Origin of the sequence: Pseudomonas sp. DCB_AW, from assembly GCF_026240895.1 — a bacterium.
GTDB lineage: Bacteria > Pseudomonadota > Gammaproteobacteria > Pseudomonadales > Pseudomonadaceae > Aquipseudomonas > Aquipseudomonas kermanshahensis.
Map to the genome: position 1 here is coordinate 18,250 of NZ_JAPFCE010000013.1, position 24,209 is coordinate 42,458.

General features: G+C 63.5%; 25 protein-coding genes. 13 read left to right on the forward strand and 12 right to left on the reverse strand.

The features are described 5' to 3' along the window. Positions 1 to 64 precede the first annotated feature (64 nt). Both OO306_RS10545 and OO306_RS10550 read right to left on the reverse strand, forming a co-directional pair. The gene (locus OO306_RS10545; protein ID WP_099428509.1) at positions 65 to 1,138 is read right to left on the reverse strand and encodes an AI-2E family transporter; all 1,074 of its coding nucleotides are present in this window, start codon (positions 1,136 to 1,138) and stop codon (positions 65 to 67) included. Positions 1,139 to 1,150: 12 nt separating this feature from the next. Beyond that, on the reverse strand, positions 1,151 to 2,206 hold the full coding sequence (locus OO306_RS10550; protein ID WP_265968590.1) for a DUF2066 domain-containing protein: 1,056 nt from the start codon (positions 2,204 to 2,206) through the stop codon (positions 1,151 to 1,153). Between the two features lie 514 nt (positions 2,207 to 2,720). Here OO306_RS10550 and purM point away from each other — a divergent pair. From purM to OO306_RS10570, 4 genes are all read left to right on the forward strand, one after another. Further along, a complete protein-coding gene (gene purM, locus OO306_RS10555; RefSeq protein WP_027595856.1) occupies positions 2,721 to 3,779 on the forward strand; it encodes a phosphoribosylformylglycinamidine cyclo-ligase in 1,059 nt (352 codons plus the stop codon). Then, positions 3,779 to 4,432 (forward strand): phosphoribosylglycinamide formyltransferase, encoded by a 654-nt coding sequence (gene purN, locus OO306_RS10560; RefSeq protein ID WP_265968591.1) that lies wholly within the window; start codon positions 3,779 to 3,781, stop codon positions 4,430 to 4,432. The genes purM and purN overlap by 1 nt, the downstream gene beginning before the upstream one ends. Positions 4,433 to 4,440: 8 nt before the next feature. After that, positions 4,441 to 5,151, forward strand: a complete 711-nt coding sequence (locus OO306_RS10565) for a DUF3108 domain-containing protein (protein WP_027595854.1) — start codon at positions 4,441 to 4,443, stop codon at positions 5,149 to 5,151. Positions 5,152 to 5,594: 443 nt separating this feature from the next. Then, a complete protein-coding gene (locus OO306_RS10570) occupies positions 5,595 to 5,777 on the forward strand; it encodes a hypothetical protein (protein ID WP_027595853.1) in 183 nt (60 codons plus the stop codon). 57 nt (positions 5,778 to 5,834) lie between these two features. Here the strand turns inward: OO306_RS10570 and OO306_RS10575 are convergent, their stop codons facing one another. From OO306_RS10575 to OO306_RS10605, 7 genes are all read right to left on the reverse strand, one after another. Then, the gene (locus tag OO306_RS10575) at positions 5,835 to 6,374 is read right to left on the reverse strand and encodes a DUF2058 domain-containing protein (protein ID WP_027595852.1); all 540 of its coding nucleotides are present in this window, start codon (positions 6,372 to 6,374) and stop codon (positions 5,835 to 5,837) included. 22 nt (positions 6,375 to 6,396) lie between these two features. Next, complete coding sequence (mazG, locus tag OO306_RS10580) at positions 6,397 to 7,230, reverse strand: nucleoside triphosphate pyrophosphohydrolase (protein ID WP_027595851.1); 834 nt, start codon at positions 7,228 to 7,230, stop codon at positions 6,397 to 6,399. A 123-nt stretch (positions 7,231 to 7,353) separates the two neighbouring features. After that, positions 7,354 to 9,594 carry a GTP diphosphokinase gene (relA, locus tag OO306_RS10585; protein ID WP_027595850.1) on the reverse strand — a complete coding sequence of 747 codons (2,241 nt, stop codon included), beginning with the start codon at positions 9,592 to 9,594 and terminating at the stop codon, positions 7,354 to 7,356. Positions 9,595 to 9,690: 96 nt separating this feature from the next. After that, a complete protein-coding gene (gene rlmD, locus OO306_RS10590) occupies positions 9,691 to 11,049 on the reverse strand; it encodes a 23S rRNA (uracil(1939)-C(5))-methyltransferase RlmD (protein WP_099428505.1) in 1,359 nt (452 codons plus the stop codon). After that, complete coding sequence (gene cysM, locus OO306_RS10595) at positions 11,050 to 11,949, reverse strand: cysteine synthase CysM (protein ID WP_027595848.1); 900 nt, start codon at positions 11,947 to 11,949, stop codon at positions 11,050 to 11,052. It lies immediately after the preceding gene. A 94-nt stretch (positions 11,950 to 12,043) separates the two neighbouring features. Further along, complete coding sequence (locus tag OO306_RS10600; protein ID WP_265968593.1) at positions 12,044 to 13,432, reverse strand: sensor histidine kinase; 1,389 nt, start codon at positions 13,430 to 13,432, stop codon at positions 12,044 to 12,046. Between the two features lie 3 nt (positions 13,433 to 13,435). Next, entirely contained in the window at positions 13,436 to 14,152 is a 717-nt protein-coding gene (locus OO306_RS10605; RefSeq protein ID WP_099428503.1) for a response regulator transcription factor, read from the reverse strand. A 195-nt stretch (positions 14,153 to 14,347) separates the two neighbouring features. Between OO306_RS10605 and OO306_RS10610 the strand changes: the two genes are divergently transcribed. The 4 genes from OO306_RS10610 to OO306_RS10625 all read left to right on the forward strand — a co-directional run bounded on the left by OO306_RS10610 (position 14,348) and on the right by OO306_RS10625 (position 19,042). Beyond that, the gene (locus tag OO306_RS10610; RefSeq protein ID WP_265968595.1) at positions 14,348 to 17,104 is read left to right on the forward strand and encodes a response regulator; all 2,757 of its coding nucleotides are present in this window, start codon (positions 14,348 to 14,350) and stop codon (positions 17,102 to 17,104) included. A gap of 78 nt (positions 17,105 to 17,182) precedes the next feature. Next, positions 17,183 to 18,172, forward strand: coding sequence for a 2-hydroxyacid dehydrogenase (locus OO306_RS10615; protein ID WP_186702966.1), 990 nt, complete (start codon positions 17,183 to 17,185; stop codon positions 18,170 to 18,172). Between the two features lie 31 nt (positions 18,173 to 18,203). Beyond that, on the forward strand, positions 18,204 to 18,641 hold the full coding sequence (locus OO306_RS10620) for a hypothetical protein (RefSeq protein ID WP_027595843.1): 438 nt from the start codon (positions 18,204 to 18,206) through the stop codon (positions 18,639 to 18,641). Then, positions 18,638 to 19,042 carry an META domain-containing protein gene (locus OO306_RS10625; protein WP_027595842.1) on the forward strand — a complete coding sequence of 135 codons (405 nt, stop codon included), beginning with the start codon at positions 18,638 to 18,640 and terminating at the stop codon, positions 19,040 to 19,042. Before OO306_RS10620 ends, OO306_RS10625 begins: the two co-directional genes overlap by 4 nt. Positions 19,043 to 19,077: 35 nt before the next feature. Here the strand turns inward: OO306_RS10625 and OO306_RS10630 are convergent, their stop codons facing one another. Then, positions 19,078 to 19,542 (reverse strand): TlpA disulfide reductase family protein, encoded by a 465-nt coding sequence (locus tag OO306_RS10630; RefSeq protein WP_027595841.1) that lies wholly within the window; start codon positions 19,540 to 19,542, stop codon positions 19,078 to 19,080. 85 nt (positions 19,543 to 19,627) lie between these two features. On the opposite strand from OO306_RS10630, the gene arsC reads away from it, so the two are divergent. The 3 genes from arsC to OO306_RS10645 are packed head-to-tail and all read left to right on the forward strand — an operon-like array spanning position 19,628 to position 20,989. Further along, a complete protein-coding gene (gene arsC / locus OO306_RS10635) occupies positions 19,628 to 19,981 on the forward strand; it encodes an arsenate reductase (glutaredoxin) (RefSeq protein WP_265968597.1) in 354 nt (117 codons plus the stop codon). Then, entirely contained in the window at positions 19,978 to 20,583 is a 606-nt protein-coding gene (gene wrbA / locus OO306_RS10640) for an NAD(P)H:quinone oxidoreductase (RefSeq protein ID WP_027595839.1), read from the forward strand. Before arsC ends, wrbA begins: the two co-directional genes overlap by 4 nt. Next, entirely contained in the window at positions 20,576 to 20,989 is a 414-nt protein-coding gene (locus OO306_RS10645) for a DUF2069 domain-containing protein (protein WP_265968599.1), read from the forward strand. The genes wrbA and OO306_RS10645 overlap by 8 nt, the downstream gene beginning before the upstream one ends. A 74-nt stretch (positions 20,990 to 21,063) precedes the next feature. Here OO306_RS10645 and OO306_RS10650 read toward each other — a convergent pair whose 3' ends face one another. Both OO306_RS10650 and ttcA read right to left on the reverse strand, forming a co-directional pair. Further along, positions 21,064 to 21,735, reverse strand: a complete 672-nt coding sequence (locus OO306_RS10650; RefSeq protein WP_265968601.1) for a DNA-3-methyladenine glycosylase I — start codon at positions 21,733 to 21,735, stop codon at positions 21,064 to 21,066. A gap of 4 nt (positions 21,736 to 21,739) precedes the next feature. Next, positions 21,740 to 22,564 (reverse strand): tRNA 2-thiocytidine(32) synthetase TtcA, encoded by an 825-nt coding sequence (ttcA, locus tag OO306_RS10655; RefSeq protein ID WP_265968603.1) that lies wholly within the window; start codon positions 22,562 to 22,564, stop codon positions 21,740 to 21,742. Between the two features lie 262 nt (positions 22,565 to 22,826). Between ttcA and OO306_RS10660 the strand changes: the two genes are divergently transcribed. Continuing rightward, positions 22,827 to 23,426 (forward strand): Yip1 family protein, encoded by a 600-nt coding sequence (locus OO306_RS10660; protein ID WP_027595835.1) that lies wholly within the window; start codon positions 22,827 to 22,829, stop codon positions 23,424 to 23,426. Positions 23,427 to 23,565: 139 nt separating this feature from the next. Further along, positions 23,566 to 24,060 carry a SprT family zinc-dependent metalloprotease gene (locus OO306_RS10665; RefSeq protein ID WP_027595834.1) on the forward strand — a complete coding sequence of 165 codons (495 nt, stop codon included), beginning with the start codon at positions 23,566 to 23,568 and terminating at the stop codon, positions 24,058 to 24,060. Positions 24,061 to 24,209 lie beyond the last annotated feature (149 nt).

The following is a 24,209-nucleotide window of genomic DNA, read 5'->3' on the forward strand; positions in this document are numbered from 1 at the left end:
GAGCAGAAGAGCGCAAACAAAATCAACAAGTTGCGGCTCTTTATGGGGGCCTTTCGGCCCCACCTCACAATTCTGGATCGACATCTGCGCCATACATGTCCGACTCTTTGTACAAATCGTGTGCATGCCGCAGCAGCACCATGATCACCGCCGCCACCGGCAGCGCCAGCAGCACCCCGGTGAAACCGAACAGCTCGCCACCAGCAAGAATGGCGAAGATCACCGCCACCGGGTGCAGGCCGATGCGGTCGCCCACCAGCAAGGGCGTCAGCACCATGCCTTCAAGCGCCTGGCCGACCATGAACACCGCAACGATGCCCAGCATCGGATACAAGTCACCGCCAAACTGGAACAAGCCGGCCACCAGCGCCGCGCCGATACCAATGATAAAGCCCATGTACGGCACGATCGCTGCCAACCCCGCCAGCATGCCAATCAGCAAGCCAAGCTCGAGCCCCACCAGCATCAGCCCAGCCGAGTAGATGACGCCCAATGCGAGCATGACCATCAGCTGGCCGCGAACGAACGCGCCCAGCACCTCATGGCACTCCCCCGCCAACTCCACGATCTGCGGTTCGCGGTGGCGCGGCAGCAGGCTGCGCAGCTTGGCCATCATCAGGTCCCAGTCACGCAGCAGGTAGAAGCCCACCACCGGGATCAACACCAGGTTGGCCAGCCAGGCGATCAAGGCCAGGCTTGACGCCGTGGCCTGGGACAGCACGATACCGACGATATCGGTGGTCTGGCCCATGTGCTCGCCAATGGCAGCCTTGATCTTGTCGAACTTCCAGAAGCCGTCGGCCAGGCCAAGGCGGTGTTGCACCCAGGGCAGCGCCACGTGCTGCAGCCAGTCGAGCATCTGCGGCGCCAGTTCGTACAGGCGCACCAACTGTTTGGCCAGCATCGGCACCAGCACCAGCAGCAAGGCCATGAATATCAGGGTGAACAGGCTGAACACCACCACCACGCCCCAGGTGCGGGACAGCCCCAGGCGCTCCAGGCGGTCTACCAGCGGGTCTGCCAGGTACGCCAGCAGGATGCCGATCAGAAAGGGGGTCAGAATATTGTGCAGGCTATATAACAGCACGGCCATCAGCAGTGCTGCGCCCAGCCAGATCCAGCGGCGCATATCGGTCACTATGGGTACTCCTTACCAGCGAAAACGCAGGCCGTCGAACGGCTTGGGCACATCAGGTTGCTCGGGGCTCACGCCCGTTGAAGGGGCAGGCACGGCGGGGGCAACGGGCGCCTGCTCAGCCGGTACCTCCTGCAACTTGGCCAGGCCGAGTTGGGCACGTAATTGGTCGCGGTTGGCCGTGACACCGTAAGTCAGCGTGCTGCCTTCAACCATTTTAAGCCGCGGCCCATAGGGTTCGAGTACGCGGCTCAGTTCGGCGTAGCGTTGCAGGTTCATCCCCTGCACCTGGATCTGCTGCTGGCTGCTGGCGCCTGGGCGGGTCACATAGCGCGGCGCCAGGCGGCTGCTCACGGCCAGCATCACTGCGTCGGCCAACGCCGCCTGGTCGGCGCCCTCGGCACTGCCCTGCTCGTGCTGGTCGCCTACCCACAGCTGCCATTTGCCTTGCCATTTGCCATCCGCCTCTTGAGCGTGTACCGCCAGCAGGGCATCGGCCGCGTAACGCTCGGAAGCTTCGCGCAGCGGTTTTGGGTCATTGCCTTCGACCTGCTTGGCATTGGCCACCAACTGCTCTTGCAGGTCAGCCAGCGGCAGCCGCAATGGCAGGCCCCGGTGCTGGGCTGCACGGCGCAAGGGCTGGGCGGCGGATTGGCCGTCACCCACCAGGTTGCTGCCCTCGGCGTTTTCGTTGAGCCACCAGCCGAGGATCGATGGCCGGTTGCTCCCCCACAGGGCCAGGCCGGCCTTGCGCAAGGCGCGTTCGGTGCTGCCGGGGTCGAACTCGACCAGCACGGACTCGGGCGGGCCGGCTTCGGTACCAACCTGGTTGATGATTTGCTGCGGGTCTTTGCGCAGCTCGGCCAATGCCGGGCTTTGCGCCGCCTTCGGGTCACCGGTCAGGCGCAGGACCAAAGTCTCGAGGGCCTTGCCGGTGGCCTGGGTACGGGCTTCAGCGCCCTGCCCCTGAAGCGGCTCGCGCACCTGATAAAGCCCGGAGACGTTCTCGGCTTGCGCTGCTAGCGAGATCAGGGCAAGACAACCTGCTGCCAGAGTGTTGAAAAGACGCATGGAGGATTCCTGTCCAGAAACAAGGTGGAACGGCCGTTGTCATGCAGGCTGTGACCGCGGTGGAACGAAAAATGCTCCTATATGGCTTACACCTTATACAGGGGCGCGCATGACTGCCAGGCGAAGGCCTCGGGATTTAGGGTGTTTTCACGACCGAGCGCCGCCCGCGCGGCGCTTCGCAGCACAAGGCTGCTCCTACAATTTGCTTCGGGCCAGTGACGTTTGCAGGAATAATTGGCCCTAATAACTGTAGGAGCAGCCTTGTGCTGCGAAGCGCCGCACGGGCGGCGCTCGATCTCCCAGGCGACACAACCCTCAACCCACACCCTCCCCACTCACCTTTTTAACGCTTTCAAGCCCTGCCCGTCGGCCTGAGGATGGCCGCTGCACGGCAACCCTGATAAAATCGCGCGCCTTCACAGACCTCTGACGTTTCAGGCAGCCGCCGCAGCAAAGCCGGCCTTGGCCGTCACGGTCGTTTTTAAGAATCCCTCCCTCCTAAAGGCCTGGATCAATGAGCAAGCAACCCTCCCTGAGCTACAAGGACGCCGGTGTAGACATCGACGCCGGCGAAGCACTGGTCGAACGCATCAAGGGCGTGGCAAAACGCACCGCACGCCCTGAAGTCATGGGTGGCCTGGGTGGCTTCGGCGCCCTCTGCGAGATCCCGGCCGGCTACAAGCAGCCGGTTCTGGTCTCCGGCACCGATGGCGTCGGCACCAAGCTGCGCCTGGCCCTGAACCTGAACAAGCACGACAGCATCGGCCAGGACCTGGTCGCCATGTGCGTCAACGACCTGGTGGTGTGCGGCGCAGAGCCGCTGTTCTTCCTCGACTACTACGCCACCGGCAAACTGAACGTCGACGTCGCCGCCACCGTGGTCACCGGTATCGGTGCAGGCTGCGAACTGGCGGGCTGCTCGCTGGTCGGTGGTGAAACCGCCGAAATGCCTGGCATGTACGAAGGCGAAGACTACGACCTGGCCGGCTTCTGCGTTGGCGTGGTAGAAAAAGCCGAGATCATCGACGGTTCCAAGGTTGCCACCGGCGACGCGCTGATCGCCCTGCCGTCTTCCGGCCCGCACTCCAACGGCTACTCGCTGATCCGCAAGATCCTCGAAGTGTCCGGCACCGACATCGAGAACACCCAACTCGACGGCAAGCCACTGACCGACCTGCTGATGGCGCCGACCCGCATCTACGTCAAGCCGCTGCTGCAACTGATCAAGCAGACGGGCGCAGTCAAGGCCATGGCCCACATCACCGGTGGCGGCCTGCTGGACAACATCCCGCGCGTACTGCCGAAAAACGCCCAGGCCGTGGTCGACGTGGCCAGCTGGCAGCGTCCAGCGGTATTCGACTTCCTGCAGGCGCAAGGCAACGTTGACGAGCATGAAATGCACCGCGTGCTGAACTGCGGCGTCGGCATGGTCATCTGCGTAGCTCAGGACCAGGTTGAAAACGCCCTGAACGTTCTGCGCGCAGAAGGCGAGCAGCCTTGGGTCATCGGTCGCATTGAAGAGGCCGCCGAAGGCGCCGCCCAGGTCGAGCTGCAGAACCTCAAGGCACACTGATGCCGAGCAAGACCTGCAATGTAGTGGTATTGCTGTCGGGTTCCGGCAGCAACCTGCAAGCCCTGATCGACAGCTGCCGCGGTGAAGAAAGCCCGGTGCGCATCCGTGCGGTGGTGTCCAACCGCGCCGATGCCTACGGCCTGCAACGCGCCGCAGCCGCTGGCATCGACACCGCCGTACTGGACCACACCGCCTTTGACGGTCGTGAAGCTTTCGATGCCGCGCTGATGGCGCGCATCGACGGCTTTGCGCCAGACCTGGTGGTGCTGGCCGGCTTCATGCGTATCCTCAGTGGCGGCTTCGTCCGCCACTATCAGGGCCGCCTGCTCAATATCCACCCGTCGCTGCTGCCCAAGTACAAGGGCCTGCACACCCACCGACGGGCCCTGGAGGCAGGCGACGCCGAGCACGGCTGCAGCGTACACTTCGTCACCGAGGAACTCGATGGCGGCCCACTGGTCGTACAGGCTGTGGTACCGGTGGCGTCGGACGACACCGCTGAAAGCCTGGCCCAGCGGGTTCACCACCAGGAACACCTGATCTACCCGTTGGCCGTGCACTGGTTCGCCGAGGGGCGCTTGCGTCTGGACGAGCACGGTGCCTTACTGGATGGCCAGCCCCTGGCGGCCAGCGGTCATTTGATTCGATCCTAGGAGACTTTATGCGTCGCGCCCTGCTCTTGGCTCTCGCCGTGCTCGCCCTGCCCCTCCAGGCAGCTGATCTGAAGCCTTTTTCGGCCAGCTACACCGCCGACTGGAAGCAGCTGCCCATGAGCGGCACCGCCGAGCGCAGCCTGGTGAAGAATGCCAACGGTACCTGGGACCTTAATTTCAAGGCTTCCATGATGATCGCCAGCCTGACCGAGCAAAGCACCCTGCGCTTGGAAAACGACACCCTGCTGCCGCAGAAGTACCACTTCGAGCGTGGCGGCCTGGGCAAGGCGAAGAAGGTCGACCTGAACTTCGACTGGACCAGCAAGAAAGTCACCGGTAGCGACCGTGGCGATGCGATCAACCTGCCGCTCAACCGCGGCGTGCTGGACAAGTCGTCCTACCAGCTGGCGCTGCAGCATGATGTGGCGGCCGGCAAGAAGAGCATGACCTACCAGGTGGTCGACGGTGACGAGATCGACACCTACGACTTCCGCGTTCTGGGCACCGAGAAGGTCACCACCAAGACCGGCCAGGTCGATGCGGTCAAGGTCGAGCGCGTGCGCGACCCTAGCCAGAGCAAGCGCATCACCGAGCTGTGGTTCGCCAAGAGCTGGGACTACCTGCTGGTACAACTGCGCCAGGTCGAAACCGATGGCAAGGAGTACGTGATCGTGCTGCAGGATGGCACGGTCGATGGCAAGCCGGTGAAGGGTAACTGATCCGCAGCCTGAAGCACCCGGAGCCCCGCCTTGTGCGGGGCTTCGTTTTTAGAGGTGCTCGCCACAGCATCTTCAGCGCCTATGAGATCGAGCGCCGCCCGCGCGGCGCTTCGCAGCACAAGGCTGCTCCTACATTTGTTTCGGGCCAATGAGTCGTGAGACACAGGCGCGCGCCCCTCATGTAGAACAAACAAGGCGGTCGCGCGCGTTGGTACAGGCGTGACTGGCCCGAAACAGATGTAGGAGCAGCCTTGTGCTGCGAAGCGCCGCGCGGGCGGCGCTCGATTTGCGCCCCCCACTCAAACCCCAAGCCAAGCAAATCGCAGCCCCTGAGCTTCATGAAACTTGTTTCATCCCTGTTTTATTTACTTAGCCTGCTAACAAACCCTATAAAGGAGGTGTGCGACACAGTGTCGCAACCAACCTAGCAGTGGAGTTTACCGATGACAGTCCAAGTAACCGAACGCGACGAATCGAAAATGTCCCACGAAGGCCTGGCCGCTGGCGTGCGGATCTGGGATGTGCACCAGCAAGGCCAATTGGTCGGGATGTTCCACAATGAGCATGAAGCCCATCAGTACCGTGTAGAGCTTGAGGACCTGGAAAGTCAGCGCACTACACAATGACCCTGCAATGCCACAGTCTTTGAACAAAAAACCCCGCCTAGGCGGGGTTTTTCATGCTTACCACATCAAATCGTCAGGGATCTTGTAAGCCGCGTACGGGTCATCGTCGTCGGCTTCCTCGACATGGGTGTTGAGCAGCAGTACGCGATGCGGGTCGCGTTCCTGAATCTTCACCGCCGCCTCACGCGGAATCACTTCGTAGCCGCCGGCAAACGACACGACCGCCAGCGAGCCATTGCTCAGCTTGCTGCGCATCAGGGCATTGACGGCAATGCGCTTGACCTTCTTGTCGTCGACGAAGTTGTAGTAGTCCTCACTGTTGAGCTTGGGCAGGCGGGTCGCTTCGATCAATTGCTTGATCTGCGCGGCGCGGGCCTTTTGCTCGGCCTTTTCCTGCTGCTGGCGGTTCAACTCCTGGTCACGCTTGGCCTTTTCGGCCATGGCTTCCTTGGCCAAGCGCTGCTGGGTGTCGTCCACCTCGACCTGGCCCTTGTGCTCCAGGCGCTTTTGTTTCTTCTGGGCTTTGTTGGTCTGCGAGACCTGTTTCTGGTTGACCAGACCGGCTTTGAGCAATTGGTCGCGAAGGGAAAGGCTCATGAATGTTCACTCACTTAACAGCTCAGCCGCAGCTGGGCAGGTTCTTTTCCTGACGTTTGGCTTCACCCCAAAGGGCATCCAGCTCGTCAAGGTTACAGTCTTCGATGGGCCGACCGCTGTCGCGCAATGCCTGTTCGATAAAACGGAAACGTCGCTCGAACTTGCGATTGGCACGGCGCAGGGCATGTTCCGGGTCTTGCTTGAGGTGGCGGGCCAGGTTGACGGTGGCGAACAACAGGTCGCCGACCTCATCTTCCAGCGCATCGGCATCACCGTCGGCCATGGCCTGCAGGACTTCGTCCAGCTCCTCGCGGACCTTGTCCAGCACCGGCAATGCGTCGGGCCAGTCGAAACCGACCGTGGCCGCACGCTTTTGCAGTTTGGCTGCCCGCGACAATGCAGGCAATGCCGTTGGCACGTCATCGAGCAGCGACAGCTGTTCGGGTTCGCTTTTTTCGGCGCGTTCCTCGGCTTTGATCTCTTCCCAGCGCGACTTGACCTGGGTCTCGCTCAAGCTGGGCGTGTCCACCGGTGCATACAGCTCGCCGGTGGGGAATACGTGCGGGTGGCGGCGGATCAGCTTGCGGGTGATGCTGTCGACCACCCCGTCAAACTCGAAACGCCCCTCTTCCCGGGCCAGCTGGCTGTAGTAGACCACCTGGAACAACAGATCGCCCAACTCACCCTGCAAGTGCTCGAAATCGCCGCGCTCGATGGTGTCGGCAACCTCGTAGGCTTCTTCGATAGTGTGCGGGACGATGCTGGCGTAGTCCTGCTTCAAGTCCCACGGGCAGCCATATTGCGGATCGCGCAGGCGGGCCATGAGGTGCAGCAGGTCTTCGAGGGTGTAGGTCATTAAGCAGGTCCTTCGGTGGTGCGCCCTTCGCGGGTAAACCCGCTCCCACAGGTACCGTGCATAGCTTAAGGTTTGCACTCAACCTGTGGGAGCGGGTTTACCCGCGAAGCAGCCACCTCGGTCTCAAGGGGTACGGTTACGCCGCGTCTCGATGATGTTCGGCAACTGCGAGATCCGCCCCAGCAAGCGCCCGAGCGCATCCAGGCCCGGAATCTCGATGGTCAACGACATCAACGCCGTGTTGTCTTCCTTGTTCGAGCGGGTGTTGACCGCCAGCACGTTGATCTTCTCGTTGAGCAGCACCTGCGACACGTCACGCAACAAGCCTGGGCGGTCGTAGGCACGGATGACGATGTCGACCGGGTAGGTCTGCACCGGGATCGGCCCCCAACTCACCTGGATCATCCGCTCTGGCTCCTTGCCTGCCAGTTGCAGCACCGAGGCACAGTCCTGACGGTGGATGCTCACGCCGCGGCCCTGGGTGATGTAGCCGACGATGGCATCGCCCGGCAGCGGCTGGCAGCAACCGGCCATCTGCGTCAGCAGGTTGCCGACACCCTGGATCTGGATATCGCCGCGCTTGCCGGTACGCGGGCCCGTGGGCTTGCGCTGCACCAGCTCGATCTGCTCGATACGCTCAGGCTCCAGCAACTGCTGGGCAGCGTTGACCAGGTGAGCCAGGCGTAGATCACCCGCGCCGAGCGAGGCGAACATGTCTTCGGCGGTCTTGACGTTGGTCTTCTCGGCCAGGCGCTCGAAGTCCACCTGCGGCAGGCCCAGGCGGCTGAGTTCGCGCTCGAGCAAGGTCTTGCCGGCGGCGACGTTCTGGTCGCGTGCCTGCAGCTTGAACCAGTGAACGATCTTGGCCCGTGCCCGCGAGGTGGTGACGTAACCCAGGTTGGAGTTCAACCAGTCACGGCTGGGGTTGCCGTGTTTGCTGGTGATGATCTCGACCTGCTCGCCGGTCTGCAGGCTGTAGTTCAGCGGCACGATACGCCCGTTGATCTTGGCGCCGCGGCAGTTGTGGCCGATTTCGGTGTGCACGCGGTAGGCGAAGTCCAGCGGCGTGGCGCCCTTGGGCAGGTCGATGGCATGGCCGTCCGGGGTGAACACGTAGACCCGGTCCGGCTCGATGTCGACGCGCAGCTGCTCGGCCAGGCCGCCGATGTCACCCAGCTCTTCATGCCACTCGAGCACCTGGCGCAGCCAGGAAATCTTCTCTTCGTAGTGATTGGAGCTCGGCTTGACGTCGGTGCCCTTGTAGCGCCAGTGGGCGCAAACCCCCAGCTCCGCTTCCTCGTGCATGCCGTGGGTGCGGATCTGCACCTCCAGCACCTTGCCCTCGGGGCCGATCACCGCCGTGTGCAGCGAGCGGTAGCCGTTTTCCTTCGGGTTGGCGATGTAGTCGTCGAATTCCTTGGGGATGTGCCGCCACAGGGTATGCACGATACCCAGCGCGGTGTAGCAATCGCGGATCTCCGGGACCAGCACACGCACCGCACGCACATCGTAGATCTGGCTGAATTCAAGGCCTTTGCGCTGCATCTTGCGCCAGATCGAATAGATGTGTTTCGCCCGGCCACTGATGTCGGCGTTCACGCCGGTGGCCAGCAACTCGTTCTGCAGCTGGTTCATCACGTCGCTGATGAAGCGCTCGCGGTCCAGCCGGCGCTCGTGCAGGAGCTTGGCGATCTGTTTGTACTGGTCGGGTTCAAGGTAGCGGAAGGACAGGTCTTCCAGCTCCCACTTGATGTGACCGATGCCCAGGCGATGCGCCAGGGGGGCATAGATGTCGAACACCTCGCGCGCGACGCGCAGGCGTTTTTCGTCGTCGGCGGCCTTGACCGCACGGATTGCGCAGGTACGCTCGGCCAGCTTGATCAGTGCAACGCGCACGTCGTCGACCATGGCCACGAGCATCTTGCGCAGGTTCTCGACCTGCGCCTGGGAGCCCAGCACCAGCGACTGGCGCGGGCTGAGGCTGGCACTGATGGCCGCCATGCGCAGCACGCCGTCGATCAGCTTGGACACCACCGGGCCAAAACGCTGGCTGACTTCAGCCAGGGTCACCTTGCCTTCACGCACCGAACGGTAAATGACGGCGGCTACCAGCGAATCCTGGTCGAGCTTGAGGTCGGCGAGAATCTCGGCGATCTCCAGGCCCGCCTGGAAGCTGGACGTACCGTCGGCCCAGGAATGCTTGGCAGGGTTACCCTTCTTCTCGACTTCGTGAGCGAATTCGCAGGCCTCTTTCAGCGCTGCGCGATCCAGGGCTGAATCGACGCTTACCACATGATCCAGCCATGCTTCGAGATTGATACTGCCGTCAGTGTTGACCGGCTGGTGCACTCTCACCTGTACCATCTTTGTTTTACCTTTCCATACAGCGCACCACGCGGGTGCGCAGGCTTCCACCGTGTGGCCGCCATTCCCTGGCAACCGCACCAACGGGCCAGTCTGCTAGCCCGCTTCGAATAACGCCATGGCCTCGACATGCGCCGTCTGAGGAAACATGTCGAGAATCCCGGCCCTTTTTAACCGGTACCCCTGTCCGACCAGCACCTGGGCGTCTCGCGCCAGCGTGGCCGGGTTGCACGATACGTAGACCAGCCGCTTGGCCTTGAGGCGTGCGATGTCTTGCACCACCTCGAAAGCACCGTCGCGCGGTGGGTCCAAGAGTACCGCAGAAAAGCCTTCGGCGGCCCACTCGGCACCTGCCAAAGGCTGCGATAAATCGGCCTGAAAAAACCGTGCGTTATGCACATTGTTGTTTCGGGCATTGGCCGCGGCCCGATCGACCATGGCCTGTACACCTTCCACCGCCACCACTTCACGCGCCTGCCGCGCCAACGGCAGGGCAAAATTACCCAGGCCGCAGAACAGGTCAAGCACACGTTCGTCGGCTTGCGGTGCGAGCCAGGCTAACGCCTGCTCGATCATCGCCGTATTGACCTGGGCGTTAACCTGCACGAAATCACCGGGGCGCCAGGCCAATTCCAGCTGCCAGGGTTCGAGGGTAAAGCCCAGGGTCGTGGCCGCGTCTACCGGCGCCGGTTCACCCTCGCCCTGCAGCCAGAGCTGCGCCTTGGCCTCGTCGCAAAATGCCTGCAGGCGGGCCAGGTCATCCGCCGGCAGCGGCGCGACATGGCGCACCAGCAGCGCCTCAGCGGTGCCGCTGAACAGTTCCACATGGCCGATGACCTGCGGTTTGCTCAGCGAACGCAGCGCCGTCGGCAAGTGGCGCAGAATCGACTGCAAGGGCTGTACCAGCACTGCGCAGTCGTCGATGGAAATGATGTCCTGGCTGGCTTCGGCACGGAACCCGACCTCCAGCTGACGCGCCTTGATGTCCCAGCGCACAGCCACCCGCGCCCGGCGCCGGTAGCCGAATTCCGGTCCGCTCAGGGGGGCGGCCCAGGCCTCGGGTTGTACGCCGGCAACCCGCTGCAGCTGTTCGGCCAGCGTGCGCTGCTTGAGCGCCAGCTGCGCTTCGTGGGGCAGATGCTGCAGGTTGCAGCCGCCACAGCGGGCATAATGCCGGCAAGGGGCTTCGCGCCGCTCGGGGCTGGCCTGCAGCACGCGCTCCAGGCGCGCCTCCACGACTTTGCCGCGGGCATTGAGCACGCGGGCCTCGACGGCTTCACCGGCCAACGCGCCACTGACAAACCAGGTTCGCCCTTCATGGAAGGCGATGCCACGGCCGTCACCGGCCAGGCGCTCGATGTCCAGGCGCTGTTTCTTGCCCACGGGAACCTGGGGGCTACGGTTGCCACCGGCTGGCTGGAAGCGCAGGCCGCTGTTGCTTTTCTTCTTGGACATTTAGCTCGGATCAAACAGGCCAGTGGACAGGTATCGGTCACCACGGTCGCAGATGATTGCGACCATTACCGCGTTTTCCACCTCGCGGGACAGGCGCAGCATCGCCGCGACCGCACCACCGGAAGACACGCCGCAGAAAATGCCCTCTTCACGGGCAAGACGGCGGGTGGTGTCTTCGGCTTCCTGCTGGGACATGTCGACCACGCGATCGACGCGGGTGGCGTCGAAAATCTTCGGCAAGTATTCCTCAGGCCAGCGACGGATGCCCGGAATGGCCGAGCCTTCCATCGGCTGCAGGCCGATGATCTGCACGGCTGGGTTCTGCTCTTTAAGATACTGCGAGCAGCCCATGATGGTGCCGGTGGTGCCCATCGAACTGACGAAATGGGTGATGGTGCCCTGGGTCTGCTGCCAGATTTCCGGGCCGGTGCTGTTGTAGTGGGCGATCGGGTTGTCGCCATTGGCGAACTGGTCGAGCACCAGGCCGCGGCCCTCGGCCTGCAGCTTCTCGGCGAGGTCGCGGGCACCTTCCATGCCCTCTTCCTTGGTCACCAGGATCAGCTCGGCGCCATAGGCCGTCATGGCGGCCTTGCGCTCGGCGGTGGAGTTGTCTGGCATGATCAGGATCATCTTGTAACCCTTGATCGCTGCCGCCATCGCCAGAGCGATGCCAGTGTTGCCCGAGGTCGCCTCGATCAGCGTGTCACCCGGCTTGATCTGACCGCGCAGTTCGGCGCGGGCGATCATCGACAGCGCCGGGCGGTCCTTGACCGAACCGGCGGGATTGTTACCTTCGAGCTTGAGCAGGAGCGTGTTGCTGGTTTCTCCAGCAATGCGCTGCAGGCGAACCAGGGGCGTATTGCCGACGCAATCGGCGATGGTTGGGTACTGCAAGGTCATGGCGTATTTCACAATCCGGACGGCAGGGGCGCCTATCATACCGGCAATCCTTTGCGCGCCATATCACGCAATCTGTGATGCATATAGCTACAAGCTATAACGCGGCGACCTGCGGCCGTGGGTTGTCCTTGGCAGGGGCTGGCACATGGAGCGGTAAGCGCATGCACAGGCGCAGCCCGTGCTTGCCATTCTCTGCCCACAAGGTCCCGCCCTGGCGCTGGATGGCACTGCGCGCAATGCTCAAACCCAGCCCGAAACCGCCGTCCCCAGGCCGCGAACCGTCCAGCCGCGAGAACGGCGCGAAGATCCGTTCAAGGTCCTCTTCTGCAACCCCTCCGCCCTCGTCTTCCAGCCACAGCCGCCAGTGGTTACCGTCGCGCTGCCCGCCCAAGCGCACCACGCCGTTAGTCGGCGAGTGGCGGATGGCATTACGCAGCATGTTCTCCAGCGCCTGGGCCAGGTGGTTGAGGTTACCCTGCACCCAGCAACTGGCGGGCAGTTCGCAGCGCAGCCGCTCGGGCAACCAGCCGCTTTCGTAGCTGGCGTCCTCGGCGAGCAGGTCCCACAACGCTTGAACCTGAATGGGCTCAAGGTTCATCGGCGCACGCTCGGCATCCTGCCAGGCCAATTGCAGGGTGCCCTCGACCAATTGCTGCATGCAGTCCACTTCACGCGCCAGCCGTTCGCGCAGGCGCTGCAGGTCGGTTTCGCCATCGCAGGCCACGCGTAGCCGGCTGAGCGGCGTGCGCATTTCGTGCGACAGGTCGCGCAGCATCTGTTGCTGCATGGCCACCGTACCCTGCAGCCGTTCGGCCATCTGGTCGAACGCGCGAGCCAGCTCGCCGAGTTCGTCATGCCGGGCGATGGTGCGCGAATCGAGGCGGGCCGACAGCTGGTCGGCGCGCCAGGCATTGGCCTGCTCACGCAGTTGGTTGAGCGGCACGATCAGCATGCGGTACAGCCCAACGCACAGCAGCAAGGTGAACAGAGCGGGAATAATGCCGTTGGTCAGCACCCTCCACAGCATGCGGTACTGGCCGGGGTTGAGGCGCTCTGGCAGTTCGATCACCAGCATGCCCTGCTCCGGCGCCCCCGGGAACGGAATGCGCAGCCACGGCTGGTCGACACTGCGCAGGCTCATCGGCCAATCGACGCCGCGCAGGCGCGTTAGCCGTTGCATGATCTGGGGGTTCAGGGTGGCGCTGTCGAGCGGCCGCAGGCTGATGTCGAGCACGCCGACCCAGCCACGCTCGCGCTGGTGCATGGCCTGCACCCAACGGTCCAGCCCCGCGCGCCCATCGCTGCGCCAGGCCTGCTCGGCCTCAGCCGCATAACCGCGCAGCAGTTGGCGGGCCGGTTCGGACAGGAAGGCGTTCTGGGTTTCCATGTGCCGGCCCCAGGTGTAGCTCAGGCCGATCATCAGCAGGCAGAAGCCCACCAGCAGGATGGCCAGCTTCCAGAACAGCGAATGGCGGTCGAGCATGGCTCACTCCATCTCGCTGGCGCTAAGCACGTAACCTTTGCCCCAGACAGTGCGGATCTGCCGTTCGTGGTAGCCGATGCCTTTGAGCTTGCGGCGGATCTGGCTGACATGCATGTCCAGGCTGCGATCATGCCGCGAGTAACCGCGCTGCAAGACCTGCTGATAAAGGAAGGGTTTGCTCAGCACCTCGTCCAGGTTGCGGTTGAGGATCTCGAGCAGGCGATATTCGCTGGGGGTCAGGCCTGCCAGGCGCCCTTCGAGCCTGACGTCGCTGAGCCCTTCGTCGAACTGCAACCCACCTCCCGCGGCCTCTTGCTGCGGCTGATGGCGCCGCTCCAGGGCCACGCGCCGCAGGATCGCCTCGATGCGTACCTGCAGCTCGGCCATGCTGAAGGGCTTGGGCAGGTAGTCGTCGGCGCCGCGCTGAAAACCGCTGATACGGTCGGCCTCGGCGCCCAGCGCCGACATCAGGATCACCGGCGTGGCGCTGCGGGTACGCAACTGGGCCAGTGCATCCAGGCCGTTGAGCCCTGGCAGCAGGATGTCCATCAACACCACGTCGAATGCCTGCCGGCCTGCGGTTTCAAGGCCTTCGAGCCCATTGCGGCACCAGGTCACCTGGAAGCCGCCACGCTGCAGCTCCTCGTGCAGGTAGGCACCCAGCACCGGGTCGTCCTCGATGGCGAGGATAGTGGAGGTATGAATAGCTACGGGATTCATTGGCAACTGCCATGCATTCTCAATTGCGCGATTATTGAGCATCCGCTCTGCTCTAGGCAACCGCCCTGCGACCAATGCCTCGACCTGGCCACGAAAAGACAGACAAATGGGTGCAATAGCCGAGCAGGCGGAGTAACTTCCCGGCTTGGTCCGTCACGCAGTTGACGGCGTCCAGGCACATGACAGGAGGCAAGTGTGCTCGATCGTTTGGGAATCAGAAGCCGGGTCCTGCTGTTGGCCCTGCTGCCTGCCGGCCTGATGGCGCTGGTATTGGGCAGTTATTTCACCTGGCTGCAGCAAAGCGATTTGCGCACCCAGCTGCTGCAACGCGGCAAGATGATCGCCGAGCAACTGGCGCCGCTGGCTGCACCTGCCATGGCCAAGGGGGCCCCTGCGCAGCTGGAACGGATTGCCGCGCAGACCCTGGAGCAAACCGACGTGCGCGCGGTCGCCTTTCTAGCCCCAGACCGCACGCGCCTGGCGCATGCAGGCCCGAGCATGCTCAACCAGCCGCCCACGGGCGGCACCGGCACGCAACTGTTGCAACGCACCGGCAATGACGCCACCCGCTACCTGATGCCGGTCTTCGGCCACCACCGCGACCTGGCCACCGATGCCGTGCCGGCCGAAGCCGAGCGCCTGCTGGGTTGGGTCGAAATCGAACTGTCGCACGACGGCACCTTGCTGCGTGGCTACCGCAACCTGTTCACCAGCCTGTTGCTGATCCTCGCCTGCCTGGCCCTCAGTGGCCTGCTGGCATTGCGCATGAGCCGCACCATCAACGACCCGATAAAACGCATCAAGCATGCGGTCAATCAGCTCAAGGACGGCCACCTGGACGAGCGCCTGCCGGCCATGGGCAGCCACGAGTTGGACGAGCTGGGCCGCGGCATCAACCGCATGGCCGAAACCCTGCACAGCGCCCACGAAGAGCTGCAGCACAGCATCGACCAGGCCACCGAGGACGTGCGCCAGAACCTGGAGACCATCGAGATCCAGAACATCGAGCTGGACATGGCCCGCAAGGAAGCCCTGGAGGCCAGCCGCATCAAGTCGGAGTTCCTGGCCAACATGAGCCACGAGATCCGCACCCCGCTCAACGGCATCCTCGGCTTCACCCATTTGCTGCAGAAAAGCGAGCTGACGCCGCGCCAGCTGGATTACCTGAGCACCATCGAGAAGTCCGCCGACAACCTGCTGGGGATCATCAACGAGATCCTCGACTTCTCCAAGATCGAGGCCGGCAAGCTGGTGCTCGACAGCATTCCGTTCAACCTGCGCGACCTGGTCCAGGACACCCTGACCATCCTCGCCCCGGCCGCGCACGCCAAGCAGCTCGAACTGCTCAGCCTGATCTACCGCGACACCCCATCATCGCTGATCGGCGACCCGTTGCGGCTCAAGCAGATCCTCACCAACCTGGTGAGCAACGCGATCAAGTTCACCCGCGAAGGCACCATCGTCGTACGCGCCATGCTTGAAGACGAACACGAAGACAGCGCGCAGCTTCGCATCAGCGTGCAAGACACCGGCATCGGCCTGTCGCCGCAGGATGTGCGCACGCTGTTCCAGGCCTTCAGCCAGGCCGACAACTCGCTGGCGCGCCAGCCTGGGGGTACCGGCCTGGGCCTGGTGATTTCCAAGCGCCTGATCGAGCAGATGGGCGGCGAGATCGGCGTCGACAGCACGCCGGGCGAAGGCTCGCAGTTCTGGATCAGCCTCAACCTGCCCAAGGCTCACGACGATGCCGAAGAGCTGCCGCTGCAGCCCCTGCTGGGCCGCCGCGCCGCCATCGTCGACAGCCATGAGCTCGCGCGCCAGGCGCTGGAGCACCAGCTTGAAGACTGCGGCCTGAGCGTCAGCCTGTTTGCCTCGTACGACCAGCTTCTGCATGCGGTGCAGGCCGCAAGCCAGGCGGGCCACCCGTTCGACTTCGCGGTGCTCGGCGCCAACCTGGGCAACCTGACGCCCGAGCAGCTCGGTGAGTACCACCTGCAACTGGACCGCTACCAGTGCCAGTGCGTGGTGCTGTGCCCGACCACCGAACAGGCGCTGTACCACCCCTACCTGCCCAATGGCCATGGCCAACTCCTGTCCAAGCCAACGTGCACGCGCAAGTTGCGTCGGCTGCTGCTGGAGCTGATCCAACCACGTCGCCCGCTGGGCGAGCCGAACATCCTCAGCGGCCAGCGCCAGCCGAAGATTTTGTGCGTCGACGACAACCCAGCCAACCTGCTGCTGGTACAGACCCTGCTCGAAGACCTGGGTGCCCAGGTGCTGGCCGTCGACAACGGCTATGCGGCGGTGCAAGCGGTGCAGGATGAGCCCTTCGACCTGGTGCTGATGGACGTGCAAATGCCCGGCATGGATGGCCGCGCCTGCACCGAGCAGATCCGCCTCTGGGAAAACGCCCAAAGCGGCAGCCCGCTGCCGATTGTCGCCCTCACCGCGCATGCCATGGCCAACGAGAAACGCGCGCTGCTGCATGCCGGCATGGACGACTACCTGACCAAACCGATCAGTGAGCGGCAGTTGGCCCAGGTGGTGATGAAGTGGACCGGCCTGAGCCTGGGCGTGCCGCAGCAAGAGCGCTTGGCCGAACAGCGGCTCAACAGCGACGAACTGAAGGTGCTCGACCCCGACGAAGGTTTGCGCCTGGCCGCCGGCAAATCCGACTTGGCGGCCGACATGCTGGCCATGCTGCTGGCGTCACTGGAGTCCGACCGCCAGGCGATACGCGCCGCCCGCGAAGCGCAGGATCACACCACCTTGATCGAGCAGGTACACCGCCTCAACGGTGCCTCGCGCTATTGCGGTGTGCCGCAACTGCGGGCGGCATGCCAGCGCAGCGAGACCTTGCTCAAACAGGAGCACCCCCACGCGCAGCAGGCATTGGATGAACTCGACAGCGCGATCAGCCGGCTGGCGACGCAGGCACACATCAATGCCTGACAGCACTGCCTTGCTCCTACAACGGCCACATAGGACGGCCAGCTACAATCCCCAGACATTCGCAAAGGAAGCCCGACCATGCGCGCCCTGTTGTTCAGCAGCCAGCACTACGACCAGGAAAGCTTCACCCAGGCCGCTGCCGGCACTGCCCTGGAGCTGCACTTCCAGCCCGCCCGCCTGACCCTGGACACCGCGCCCCTCGCCAGCGGTTACGAGGTTGTCTGCGCCTTCATCAACGATGAGCTGGACGCCCAAGTGCTGGCGCGCCTGGCCGCTGGCGGCACGCGCCTGATCGCCCTGCGTTCGGCGGGCTATAACCACGTCGACCTGGCGGCCGCCCAGCGCTTGGGCCTGGCCGTGGTACGGGTGCCAGCCTACTCGCCACACGCGGTGGCCGAGCACGCCGTGGCGCTGATCCTCGCCCTCAACCGGCGCCTGCACCGGGCTTACAACCGCACCCGCGAAGGCGATTTCACCCTGCATGGCCTGACCGGCTTCGACCTGCACGGCAAGACCGTCGGTGTGGTCGGCACCGGCCAGATCGGCGCTGCGTTCGCCCGCATCATGGCCGGCTTCGGCTGCCAGTTGCTGGCCTACGACCCCTACCCCAACCCGGACCTGCTGGCCCTTGGCGCCCGCTACCTGCCCCTGCCCGAGTTGCTGCGCGAGGCGCGCATCATCAGCCTGCATTGCCCGCTGACCGAGCACACCCGCCACCTGATCAATGCGCAAAGCCTGGCTCAACTGCAACCTGGCGCCATGCTGATCAACACCGGCCGCGGCGCCCTGGTCGACACCCCGGCATTGATCGACGCACTCAAGTGTGGCCAGTTGGGCTACCTGGGCCTGGACGTCTACGAAGAAGAAGCCCAACTGTTTTTCGAGGACCGCTCCGACCAGCCTTTGCAAGACGATGTGCTGGCCCGGCTGCTGACCTTCCCCAACGTGATCATCACCGCCCACCAGGCCTTTCTCACCCGCGAGGCGCTGGACGCCATCGCCGCCACCACGCTGGACAACATCAACCGCTGGATGGCAGGCAAACCCCAGAATCTGGTATCGGGTTAATGCTAGGATACGCGGCATTTCTGGAGGACCCATGGTCGAGCACGATTTCCGTTACACCCTTTTCAACCCGCAACACACCCTGATCGAGTGCCGCGCCCTGGTACCCGGCCGCTATCAGGTGACCGGCAACGGCGGTTCGATGCACAAGGGCGACACGCTGTTGGTGACCCTCAAGGGCAGCAAGGACTTGTCCATGCGACTGACCGTGGAAAGCGTGCGTCACCTGATCAACCCGCGCGGCCAGTGGGTTGCCGTGGCCAGCGGCCCGGTGTTCAGCGAACTGGAGATCCTCACCTGGCAGGTCGAGTGCGACCAGTGCGACGCCGTGCTGGACTTCGAGTTCGCAGTCGATGCCAAGCTGGGCAAGAAAGCCCGCCAGCCGGCGGCCAGCGCCCGTATCGCGGAGCTGGGCTGGGCCAGCCGTGGCGAGAAGCACCTGTGCCCGCGTTGCCAGGAGAGCGCTGAGTGAAAAAGCTGCTGACCGGCGTGCTGATTGCCACCGGCCTGCTCGGCTGCGCCGCGCAACCGTCGAAGCTGCAGCAGGAGCGCAGCTATGTACTGGAGTGGATTGGCGAACGCCCGCTGATCGATTACAGCCACCTTACCCTGACCCTGGCCAGCGATGGCCGCGCCTACGGTAATGGCGGCTGCAACCATTGGTTTGCCCCGTACACGCTGGAAGGTAAGCACCTGAGCTTCGGCAAGGTCGGCAAGACCCGCAAGCTGTGCGCGCCGGCATTGATGGAACAGGAAAAACGCTTCCTGCAGGCGCTGGAGACGGTACAACGCTGGGATGTCTCGCCTGTGGAGCAGATGCGCTTCTGGCCGGCCGAGGGCAAGCCGCTGCGGTTCTGGCCTGAAGAAGGTTGAGGACTGCCGGGGCCGCAAAGCAGCCCCAACAGGCATCATGCGCCCTTCAGGGCCTTGATCTTGGCCTGCAGCCCTTCCAGGGTCTGCTCACCCATCAGTTGCTCACGCACCTTACCCTTGTCATCGATGATGTAGGTCACCGGCAGCGCCTCGCTGCGGGGCAGCTCGTAACGCTCGGCCGGGTCCTGCGCCAGCACGGTAAAGCCGATGCCCAAGGTGTCCGCCGCCTGCTTCAGGTCCTGGCCCTGCAAGCCGTCGAAGTTCACCCCGACCACCTTGATCCCCTCGGCCGCCCATTGCTTGGCCGCCGCATTCAACTCAGGGATTTCGGTACGGCACGGTCCGCACCATTCGGCCCAATAGTTGAGCACTACCCAGTGCCCCTCGATCTGCTCGGCCTTTACCGTATTGCCGTGTTGGTCCACGCCGTAGTCGGCACCGCAACCACCGAGCAACAGGCCCGCGGTGATGGCCAGTACTGCTGCCAAACGCCTTGCCATGGGTCAATCCTTCTCGAAGTTTCAAGCAAATGGTTCAGTCGCTGCGGTTAGAATAGCCGCCACACCCAGCTGGATGCGACCCGACATGACTGACCTGACGCTCTATCATAACCCGCGCTGCTCGAAATCCCGCGGCGCGCTGGAACTGCTCGAAGCACGCGGCCTGGCGCCGACCATCGTGCGCTACCTCGAAACCCCGCCAGACACCGCCACCCTGACGGCCCTGCTCGGCAAGCTGGGCATCGCCCCGCGCCAGCTGCTGCGCACCGGCGAAGACGAATACAAAGACCTGAACCTGGCCAACCCGGCCCTGACCGATGCGCAATTGATCGACGCCATGGCCCAATACCCCAAGCTGATCGAGCGGCCGATTCTGGTGGCCGGCGATAAAGCCGTGATTGGCCGCCCACCCGAGAAGGTGCTGGAGATCCTGCCGTGAGCCAGCCCTTCATCCTGGTTTTGTATTACAGCCGCCATGGCGCCACCAGCGAAATGGCCCGGCACATTGCCCGCGGTGTCGAGATGGCCGGCATGGAGGCGCGCCTGCGCACCGTGCCGGCGATTTCCACTGAGTGCGAAGCTGTGGCCCCGGACATCCCGGCCAGCGGCGCGCTGTACGCCACCCTCGACGACCTGCGCCATTGCGCCGGCCTGGTGCTGGGCAGCCCGACCCGCTTCGGCAACATGGCCGCGCCGCTTAAGTACTTCCTCGACGGTACCAGCAGCCTGTGGCTGGGTGGCGAACTGGTGGGCAAGCCCGCCGGGGTATTCACCTCCACCGCCAGCCTGCATGGTGGCCAGGAAACCACCCTGCTGTCGATGATGCTGCCGCTGATGCACCACGGCATGCTGGTGATGGGCCTGCCCTACAGCGAATCGGCCTTGCTCGAAACCCGCGGCGGCGGCACACCGTATGGCGCCAGCCACCACGCCGGCGCCGATGGCAAGCGCGAGCTCGACCCTCACGAAATCACCTTGTGCCGTGCCCTCGGCCAACGCCTGGCGAGCACCGCCAAGGCCCTGGAGGCCGCGCGTGGCTAAGAAGCCCAAGGTGTTGCCGCCACTGCAATGGCTGGCACCGCGCCTGCGCCTGACGCGGGCGCTGAGCCTGGCGCTTTTCTTTGGCCTGATCGCGCTGCTGGTGGTGAACAACCTGTGGTTCGCCAACCTGCACGGGGCGCGCGTCGAAGTGATTCTGGCGATTGAACTGGTGCCGCTGCTGATGCTGCTGCCGGGCATGCTGAAGGGCAGCGCCCGGGCGCATGCCTGGACCTGCTTTGTGGTGAATATCTATTTCATCAAGGGCGTGTTGGCGGCGTTCGACCCGGCACGGGCGCTGTTTGGCTGGGTCGAGGTGCTGGTAAGCCTGGGGTTGTTCATCAGCGGACTGCTGTTTGTGCGCTGGAAGTTCCAGCATGAGCGGCGCATGGCGGGCGAAGGGAGTTGATTCAGGGGCTGCTTTGCAGCCCCTTCGCGGGACAAGCCCGCTCCCACAGAGGCCGCAACGCGGCCGCAGCAATCTCAGTGGTTGACGGTATGCGCCAGCATCACCGACAGCTGGCACAGGGGTCGCCCACTCTCGGCATGCCACTGGTTGAACGCCTGCTGCACCAACGCCAGGTCACGCTGGCTGGTCGGCTGCTTGTCGATCACTTTTTGCGCAATCAACGCTGCCGCCATATCCTCGGTCGGGATAAACGTGTCCTTGCCGACCATGCGCAAGAACCGCGGCGCCGATAGGCCACCCAGCTGGTTGCCATGCTTGGCCAGGTACTTCCAAAGGCCGACGATATCGGTCACCGGCCAGTCGGCGATGAACGCACCGAAACTGCCCTTCTCCTTCGCCACATCCAGCACCATCTGCGCATTGCGCGGCACACTCTTGAGCTTGCCCAAGTGGCGGATGATGCGCTCGTCCTGCATCAACCGCTCCAAGTGCTCGGCGCTCATCAGCACCACCTTCTCCGGGTCGAAACCGAAGAACACCTGCTCGAACGCCGGCCATTTGGCATCCACCAGGCTGTGCTTGAGCCCGGCGCGGAACACGCGCAGGGCCAGGGTCGACAGGTAGCGGTCGTCGCTGATGTCGCGCAGTTGCGCAGGCGTGCGTGGCTGCGGCAGAAAAGCCTCGAGGGCCTGGGCCGAGCCGAAGCGGTTCAGGCAGTACTCATACAGCCACTGATAATCGCGCATGGGGTCAGATGTTCAGCACATCGAGGAAACGCGGCGTGGCGTTTTCGTCGATCTTCAGGCTGGTGAAGTCGAACAGGTTGCGGTCTGCCAACTGCGACGGCGCGACGTTCTGCAGCGCGCGGAAGATGCTTTCGGTGCGGCCCGGGTGCTTGCGCTCCCACTCCACCAGCATGTCCTTGACCACCTGGCGCTGCAGGTTCTCTTGCGAGCCGCACAGGTTGCACGGGATGATCGGGAATTCACGCATGTCCGAGTAGGCCTGGATATCCTTCTCGCTGCAGTAGGCCAGCGGGCGAATTACCACGTTACGGCCATCGTCGGCACGCAGCTTGGGCGGCATGCCCTTGAGCGAGCCGTTGAAGAACATGTTGAGGAAGAGCGTCTCGACGATGTCGTCGCGGTGGTGCCCCAGGGCCATCTTGGTCGCGCCGATTTCGTCGGCGAAAGTGTACAGGGTGCCACGGCGCAGGCGCGAGCACAGCGAGCAGGTGGTCTTGCCCTCGGGCACCAGTTCCTTGACCACCGAGTAGGTGTCTTTCTCGACGATGTGGTACTCGACCCCCAGCTCTTTGAGGTAGGCCGGCAGCACGTGCTCGGGGAAGCCCGGCTGCTTCTGGTCCATGTTCACCGCCACGATCTCGAACTTGATCGGTGCCACCTTCTGCAGGTGCAACAGAACGTCGAGCATGGTGTAGCTATCCTTGCCGCCGGACAGGCAGACCATGACCTTGTCGCCATCCTCGATCATGTTGAAGTCGGTGATGGCTTCGCCGGCGAGACGACGCAGGCGTTTTTGCAGTTTGTTCTGGTTGACCGAGAGGGTGCCCATAGCGCTTGGATCCGCGAGGTGTGACAAAAGCCGGCTATTTTACGCACAAACTACGCGGCGCTGTAGGCATTCCGATAAAGACTTCGTTGTAATCAACAGCACGCCTGACAGCGCAATTTGCTCTAAAAAGCACGGTTTGTGCCGGTAACCGCTTCCTATACTGCGACATAAGGCCACATTACCGCTTGCATCGGTGTTCGGGCCTCGGGCCGCTTGCGCTCCATCTGGGGGGCGTTTGGCAACATTGAGAGGAGTGATCGGCATGATTCATCACGTTGTGGGGCTGTTTACCCATCCCGATCAGGAGTGGCGGGAGATTCGTGGCGAAGAAGAAACCATCAGCCACATGTACCTGACGCACACCTTGATCCTGGCGGCGATCCCTGCCGTTTCCGCATTTATCGGTACTACCCAGGTGGGCTGGGTGATTGGCGACCGGCCGGCAGTGATGCTGACCATGGAAAGCGCAATCTGGATGAGCATCATGTCCTACCTGGCGATGCTCGCCGGGGTGGCGGTGATGGGCGCGTTCATCCACTGGATGGCCCGCACCTACGATGCCAACCCCTCCATGGCGCAGTGCATTGCCTTTGCCACCTACACCGCCACCCCGTTGTTCCTTGGCGGCCTGGCAGCCCTTTACCCGCACCTGTGGCTGGGTATGCTGATCGGCACTGCGGCCATTTGTTATACCGTGTACCTGCTGTATGTCGGCTTGCCGACGTTCATGAACATTCCGTCCGATGAAGGCTTCCTGTTTTCCAGCTCGGTGCTGGCGGTGGGCCTTGTGGTGCTGGTAGCGATCATGGCCGCTACCGTGATCATCTGGGGACTGGGCGTGGGGCCCGTCTATACCAACTAGCGCGATAACTACACAGAACCAACACTGGGGCATCAAGTCAGAGGCCGCCGCAAGGCGGCTTCTGGCTGTGTGCTGACCGGTGGCTCGGCAAGCCGCCAGGGCTTGCGGCATAATGCCTGGTCAGGAGAATTACCCCGCCATGCCCGAGCTGCTCAAACAACGCGTCGAAACCTGTTACCAGCAAGCCGAAACCTTCTTCAAACGCCCCTTCCCGCGCCCGGAAATCAGCTTCAAGCTGCGCGGCCAGAAGGCCGGCGTCGCTCACCTGCACGAGAACCTGCTGCGCTTCAACCTGCAGTTGTACCGCGAAAACCAGGAGGACTTCCTGCGCCAGACCGTGGCCCACGAGGTGGCGCACCTGGTGGCTCACCAGCTGTTTGGCGAGCGCATCCAGGCCCATGGCGAGGAATGGCAATTGATCATGCGCGGGGTGTATGAATTGCCGCCCAACCGCTGCCATAACTACGCAGTGCAACGGCGGGTGGTCACGCGCTACATCTACCGCTGCCCCTGCCCGCAGAGCGACTTTCCGTTTACTGCGCAGCGGCACAAGCTGGTGCGCCAGGGGCGGCGCTACCTGTGCAGGCGGTGTCGGGCGATATTGGAGTACAGCGGCGAGACGCGTGTCGAATGACCGGGCCTATTCGCGGGTAAACCCGCTCCCACAGGGCCATGCATTGCCTGAGGCCTACGCACCACCTGTGGGAGCGGGTTTACCCGCGAATAGGCCAGTACAGACAATGCAGTGATCCCAGGCATAAGAAAGGCGACCCGAGGGTCGCC